Origin of the sequence: Larkinella punicea (genome assembly GCF_003334855.1) — a bacterium.
In the GTDB taxonomy this organism is placed as follows: Bacteria; Bacteroidota; Bacteroidia; order Cytophagales; family Spirosomataceae; genus Larkinella; species Larkinella punicea.
The window spans coordinates 48914-55476 of record NZ_QOWE01000037.1; the positions used below are offsets into that span (position 1 = coordinate 48914).

Genomic DNA, 6563 nt, shown 5'->3' on the forward strand with positions numbered 1-6563 from the left:
GTAGGGATGACGCATCTTGTAGCCCCCAGTTTCAACTGGGGCGAACCTATGTATTACCAGAAATTAGTAGGAACGCCGGTTTGATGCACCTCAAGCGATACCTTTTCCGATTGAACAGCCATGCGGTTCAGGGCGGTATAGATGATTCGTACCGCATCCTCAACCCGATTCCAGCCCTCTTCGGTACTTAAATTGATGCCAACGATGGTGCGGTTATTTTTCGACAGCAACGTCAGATACGACATCGCGCCGGCCATGATGGCCGAAACCGCCTGGTAGTCGGCTCCTTTGATGTACGCCAGTTGCCCCACCATGCGCGCCAGCTCTTCATCGTAAGCGGCACTGGCTTCATCAGCCATTGGACTGGTTTCGGCCACGGTTGCCTTCAACACCTGAAAAGCTGCCGGAAATTGCCGGAAAAACCGGTAGGTATGGATGAGTTGTTTGTACCAGAGTTTGGATAAATCATTTTCATGAACCGGGCGCAGTTGCTCCAGCGTAGCCGGACTGAGTAACGGGAATAAACGACCCATTTTGATGTAATGCGTCAGCAAGCCGTCCAACCCACCAAAATAGCGGTAGATCAGTACTTTGCTGACACCCGCTTTTTCAGAAATCCGGTTGATTCCGATTCCATCAATGCCTTTTTCAGCGATAACATCTTCCAGGGCATTGATGATTCTCTGCGAAGTCTGCGCACGATTGCGTTTGATTTTTTCCATTGGTAAAGATTGTTAGCTTTCAGTCACTAATCAGACGCAGGACGTCGGGAAAAGTCACATAGTAGTTACAGAAATCTTCTGATCCGACTAAAATAAGCCGATCAGCTATTCTGTCTGCTTTTGAAGAAAGCCACAATACCCAGAATCACCAGCGCGCCCAGAAAAGCCGTCAGGATACGGGCGAGCAGGTCGGGCAGGTCGAACATGACCTGCAAGTCATCACCCAACACCCAACTGCCGACAAAACTCCCGGCGATACCAATTAAAATCTGGAGCCAGATTGAAAACGAAAACCGTTTGAAAACCAGGTCGGCCAGCCAGCCGGCAACGGCACCCACTAAAATTGTAACGAGGATTCCCATGACTTTAGAGCGATGTGTATAGTTACGGTGAATTACTTGCGTCCACTCAGCCGAGTGGCTTATGTAATCCAGACGCAGAATACCACCCGAAGTCACATATTATGTTATAATTTACCTGAATTGGTAACAAAAAAACGCCCGACCATTCTGGTCGGGCGTTTCAATTTTGCTTTTAAAACGAAATCTATACGTTATTCGAAGCCAGTTTGGCGCCCAGGTATTCACGGTTCAGCCGGGCAATGTGATCCAGCGAAATTGATTTCGGACATTCTACCGAGCAGGCACCCGTGAATGAACAGGCCCCAAATCCTTCGGCGTCCATCTGCGCAACCATGCGCTCGGCGCGCAACTGGTGCTCGGCCTGGCCTTGCGGCAAAACCGCCAGGTGCGACACTTTCGCGGCTACGAACAACATCGCCGACGCATTTTTACAGGCCGCTACGCAGGCTCCGCAACCAATGCACTGGGCCGCATCCATGGCTTCGTCGGCCACTTCGCGGGGAATCAGAATCTCGTTGGCATCCGGGGCCGAACCCGTGTTGACCGACACATACCCACCGGCCTGCACAATGCGGTCGAAGGCGTCGCGATCCACAATCAAGTCTTTCAGAACCGGGAAAGCCCGCGCCCGCCAGGGTTCCACCACAATGGTGTCGCCGTCGTTGAAACTCCGCATGTGCAACTGGCAGGTTGTGGTGCCGGTTTGCGGACCGTGGGGCCGACCGTTGATATACATGGAACAGGATCCGCAGATTCCTTCCCGACAGTCATGATCGAACGCAACCGGTTCTTCGCCTTTGTGCGACAGGTCTTCATTCAACACATCGAACATTTCCAGGAAAGACATATCCGGCGAAATATCCGACAATTTATAATCCACCATTTTGCCTGGTGTTTGGCTATTTTTTTGTCTCCAGACTTTTAAGGCAATATCCATTTCTTTTTATGTCTGAGGTTTAAGGTTTAAGGTTTAAAAAGGATGCCTGCCGGATCGATCTTTAAACCTTAAACCTCAAACGTTAAACCCTTATTTATAACTCCGCTGTGTCAGCTTGACGGTTTCAAACTTCAGCTCTTCCTTGTGCAGCTTTTCAGGCTGATTCGGGCCTTTGTATTCCCAGGCGGCTACGTAGGTGTAATTTTCATCATCACGCTTGGCTTCCCCGTCTTCGGTTGAATATTCTTCCCGGAAGTGTCCTCCGCAGGATTCGTTCCGGTTCAGCGCATCGTCGACCATCAGTTCCCCCAGTTCGATGAAATCCGCCACGCGGGAAGCCTGTTCCAGCGCCGGATTCAGTTCCAGATCGGTGCCGGTGACGCGCAGATTGCTCCAGAATTCTTTTTTCAACTCCTGAATCATCTTCTTGGCTTTTTTCAACCCTTCGGCATTCCGCGCCATTCCGCAGTATTCCCACATGATGTGGCCCAACTGCCGGTGGAACTCCTCGGCGGTTTTCTCGCCTTTGATGGCCAACATGCGGGCAATCGTGTCCTGCACATTCTTCTCGGCTTCCTTGAAAGCCGGGTGCGTGACCGCAATTTTGTCCGCCGGACCGATCGTTGCCAGATAGTCACCCAGGGTATACGGAATAACGAAATACCCGTCGGCCAGTCCCTGCATCAGCGCTGACGCGCCCAGCCGGTTGGCACCGTGGTCGGAGAAGTTGGCTTCGCCCAGGGCGTAGAGGCCCGGAACGTTCGTCATCAGGTTGTAGTCGACCCACAAACCGCCCATCGTGTAGTGAACAGCAGGGTAAATTTTCATCGGCGTTTCGTACGGATCGTCATCCACGATCTTCTCGTACATCTCGAACAGGTTGCCGTATTTGGCTTCAATCACCTTTCTGCCATCCCGTTTGATTGCATCGGCAAAATCGAGGTAAACCGCCAGACCCGTCGGTGCAACGCCCCGACCTTCGTCGCAAACATTTTTCGCGTTGCGGGAAGCGACGTCGCGCGGCACGAGGTTTCCGAACGACGGATACCGGCGTTCCAGGAAGTAATCGCGGTCTTCTTCTTTGATATCTTTCGCCTTGATTTCACCCTTCCGGACTTTCTCGGCAATCTCTTTTGTTTTAGGCACCCAAACCCGGCCGTCGTTCCGCAGTGATTCCGACATCAGCGTCAGTTTCGACTGGTAATTTCCTTTCACCGGAATACAGGTCGGGTGAATCTGGGTGAAGCACGGATTGGCCATCAGGGCCCCCTTTTTGTGGGCCCGCCAGGCTGCCGTTACGTTGGAGCCCATGGCGTTGGTCGACAGGTAAAAGACGTTGCCGTAGCCGCCCGTACAGAGCAAAACCGCGTGCGCTGAATGCGATTCGATTTTGCCCGTAACCAGATTCCGGGTGATGATTCCGCGCGCTTTACCGCCCTCAATCACCACATCGAGCATTTCGGTACGCGGATACAGTTTCACTTTTCCGTTGGCAACCTGCCGGCTCAGGGCACTGTAGGCACCCAGCAGCAATTGTTGCCCGGTCTGGCCCCGCGCGTAGAACGTCCGGGAAACCTGCGAACCACCGAAGGAGCGGTTGGCCAGGGCGCCACCATATTCGCGGGCGAAGGGGACACCCTGCGCCACACACTGGTCGATGATGTTGACACTGACCTCGGCCAGCCGGTGAACGTTGCCTTCGCGGGCGCGGTAGTCACCGCCTTTGATGGTGTCGTAGAACAGCCGGAAAACGCTGTCACCGTCGTTCTGGTAGTTTTTAGCCGCGTTGATACCACCCTGAGCCGCAATACTGTGCGCCCGGCGGGGGCTGTCCTGGAAGCAAAACGCCTTGACGTTGTAGCCCAGTTCGGCCAGTGCGGCCGCTGCTGAGGCTCCGGCCAGCCCGGTGCCGACCACGATGACCTCGTATTTTCGTTTGTTGGCCGGATTGACCAGCTTCAGATTAAATTTATGCTTCGCCCACTTTTCAGCGAGGGGGCCTTCCGGAACCTTAGACTCCAGCTTCGTCCCGGTTTCTTTCTCTTCTAATACGTCTAACATAGACAGATACGGTTCAATACTTGTACGATAAAACCCTGTTCTGATTAAAAAAGAATATGGTGCGCTTTCAGATAAATGTAAACCGGCATGGCGGCAAACAAAGCCGGAATGACGATTCCAAATCCGTACGTACCCAAAAATTCAATAAGCGGAGAATATTTCTTGTGACGAAGACCCAGCGTCTGGAAACCACTTTGAAAACCGTGTACCAGGTGAAACGACAGGGCGATCATCGACACCACATACAGCGCGACATACCACAGGTAGGAAAAGGCAAAGACGGTTACGGCGTAGAGATCTTTGATAGGTTCGCCGTCGTACGTTACCTGCGGAATGCTTCCGGCCGTAATCGTTTCGCCGTTCAGCACCACCGGCCCGAAGTGCATCGTATACCAGAACGTCCGCATGTGAATGATGATGAAAACCAGAATAATCGTTCCCAGAATACCCATGTTGCGCGAAGTCCAGGGGCTGTTGGCTTCCGGTTTTGCGTAGGCATACTTAACGGGACGCGAAGCCTGGTTGTGGCGCGTGAGCACCAGCGCCATCAGGGCATGAACGATGATCGAACTGTACAGTAAGTAGGAAATGGTCTTTATGATCGGATTGTGGGTCATAAAGTAGCTGTACTCATTGAAGGCCCGGCCTTCGTCGCCTTTGAACAATTGCAGGTTCCCAACCAAATGGACAATCAGGAACGAGCACAAAAACAGCCCCGTCAGCGACATGACAACTTTGCGACCGAGGGTGCTGGAAAGTGTTGTTGTTACCCAAGACATATAGCGTGTAAAGAAATTTTTGTTTAGTAAACCGGCTTGAAAATTAACCGATTCGTAGAGGTCAAAACTACAGCACAAAGCGATTCGAACCAAAAAAACCCCGTATTTTTACGCTTATTTGGAATTAATAAAAGGTCGTTGTTCCGTTTCTCAGGCTAACGGGTTGTAAACCGATTTTGTTTTGTTATTCGACGACCTGAATAGGATTATTTTAAGCCCCTGCAGCGTATAGTCTATTCTGAACAGCGTATATTCCTTCTGATACCCGCCTTCTATTTTTAGATCTTTTCGGGGATCCGGCCCCTTCCCGCTCCGGCGGTAAAAGCATGACTTTTGGAATAATTACCGGAAGGCTGTTACTTTTGTCCTGAAATCCCCGTTCCAGACGACCTTATTCGATCATGAAAAAAGCATACATTTTCCCCGGCCAGGGGGCACAATTTCCCGGAATGGGACTGGGTTTATACCAGCAATCCGAAAAAGCAAAATACCTGTTCGAGCAGGCCAACCACATTCTGGGTTTCGAGATTACGAAAATCATGTTCGAAGGCACCGACGAGGAGCTGAAACAAACGAATGTGACCCAACCCGCCATTTTTCTGCACTCCGTCATTCTGGCCCAAACCGTCGAGGATTTTGCCCCTGCTATGGTGGCCGGGCATTCGCTGGGCGAATTTTCGGCTTTGGTTGCCGCTGGCGGTCTGTCCTTCGAAGACGGTTTGCGGCTGGTGGCCCAGCGGGCGAGTGCCATGCAGAAAGCGTGTGAACTCAACCCGTCGACGATGGCCGCCGTGCTAGGGCTCGACGATGCCACCATCGAACGGATTTGCCTGGAAGTGGCCACAGCCTCGCAATTCAAGGAAGTGGTGATTCCGGCAAATTACAACTGCCCCGGTCAGGTCGTCATTTCGGGGTCGCTCGAAGGTGTCCGGATGGCGGGTGAAAAACTGAAAGAAGCCGGTGCCAAACGGGTGCTGCTGTTGCAGGTGGGCGGAGCATTTCACTCGCCCCTGATGGAACCAGCCCGCGAAGAACTGGCTCAGGCCATTCAGACGACGCCATTTAGCCATCCGCGCTGCCCGATTTACCAGAACGTCAATGCCAAACCGGCCACGGATGTGGAAGTGATCAAAGCCAACCTCATCGCGCAGTTGACGGCCCCCGTCCGCTGGACGCAATCGGTTGAAGCGATGGGCGCCGATGGTGCTACGGTTTTCGTGGAATGCGGGCCCGGCAAAGTGCTTCAGGGTCTAGTGAAGAAAATTATTCCAACCGCCGAAACTCAAAGCGTAACTAGTTAAGAATTAAGAGTGAAGAGTGAAGAATTAAAAAAGCGCGTCAGCCCACTCTTAATTCTTAACGCTTAACTCTTAACTTTTTTGCAGGGCTTCTTGCTTTTTTAAATGCAGAACCGCTATCTTTGCACTCGCAATTGCCGGGTCGTCTAAGGGTAGGACGACAGATTTTGGTTCTGTTTGTGAGGGTTCGAATCCTTCCCCGGCAACTGACAGATTTAATAGGCTACTGATCTAAACAGGTTGGTAGCCTATTTTTTTATGAGTTGACGAGATTGGATGGATCAAGAGCAAAAGTTGTGGAGGGCGTAGGATTTTTTTAGGTTTGTGTTTTTGATCAAACCTGTATTGTTTTGGATCAAGAGCAAAAGTTGTGGAGGGCGTAGGATTTTTTTAGGTTTGTGTTT

At 51.7% G+C, this 6563-nt stretch carries 6 protein-coding genes and 1 tRNA gene; 2 read left to right on the forward strand and 5 right to left on the reverse strand.

The annotated features are described in order from the left end of the window. Positions 1-53: 53 nt before the first annotated feature. The 5 genes from DUE52_RS30700 to DUE52_RS30720 form a co-directional block, all read right to left on the reverse strand. Entirely contained in the window at positions 54-722 is a 669-nt protein-coding gene (locus tag DUE52_RS30700; protein ID WP_114409972.1) for a TetR/AcrR family transcriptional regulator, read from the reverse strand. A 101-nt stretch (positions 723-823) separates the two neighbouring features. Further along, the gene (locus DUE52_RS30705; protein WP_114409973.1) at positions 824-1084 is read right to left on the reverse strand and encodes a GlsB/YeaQ/YmgE family stress response membrane protein; all 261 of its coding nucleotides are present in this window, start codon (positions 1082-1084) and stop codon (positions 824-826) included. Positions 1085-1268: 184 nt separating this feature from the next. Next, positions 1269-2021 carry a succinate dehydrogenase/fumarate reductase iron-sulfur subunit gene (locus DUE52_RS30710; RefSeq protein ID WP_114409974.1) on the reverse strand — a complete coding sequence of 251 codons (753 nt, stop codon included), beginning with the start codon at positions 2019-2021 and terminating at the stop codon, positions 1269-1271. Positions 2022-2111: 90 nt separating this feature from the next. Next, a complete protein-coding gene (locus DUE52_RS30715; protein WP_114409975.1) occupies positions 2112-4082 on the reverse strand; it encodes a fumarate reductase/succinate dehydrogenase flavoprotein subunit in 1971 nt (656 codons plus the stop codon). Between the two features lie 44 nt (positions 4083-4126). Continuing rightward, entirely contained in the window at positions 4127-4861 is a 735-nt protein-coding gene (locus DUE52_RS30720) for a succinate dehydrogenase cytochrome b subunit (protein WP_114409977.1), read from the reverse strand. A gap of 401 nt (positions 4862-5262) precedes the next feature. Between DUE52_RS30720 and fabD the strand changes: the two genes are divergently transcribed. Both fabD and DUE52_RS30730 read left to right on the forward strand, forming a co-directional pair. Beyond that, complete coding sequence (gene fabD / locus DUE52_RS30725) at positions 5263-6162, forward strand: ACP S-malonyltransferase (RefSeq protein ID WP_114409976.1); 900 nt, start codon at positions 5263-5265, stop codon at positions 6160-6162. Between the two features lie 132 nt (positions 6163-6294). Next, positions 6295-6365, forward strand: a tRNA-Gln gene (locus DUE52_RS30730). The last annotated feature ends 198 nt before the right edge of the window (positions 6366-6563 follow it).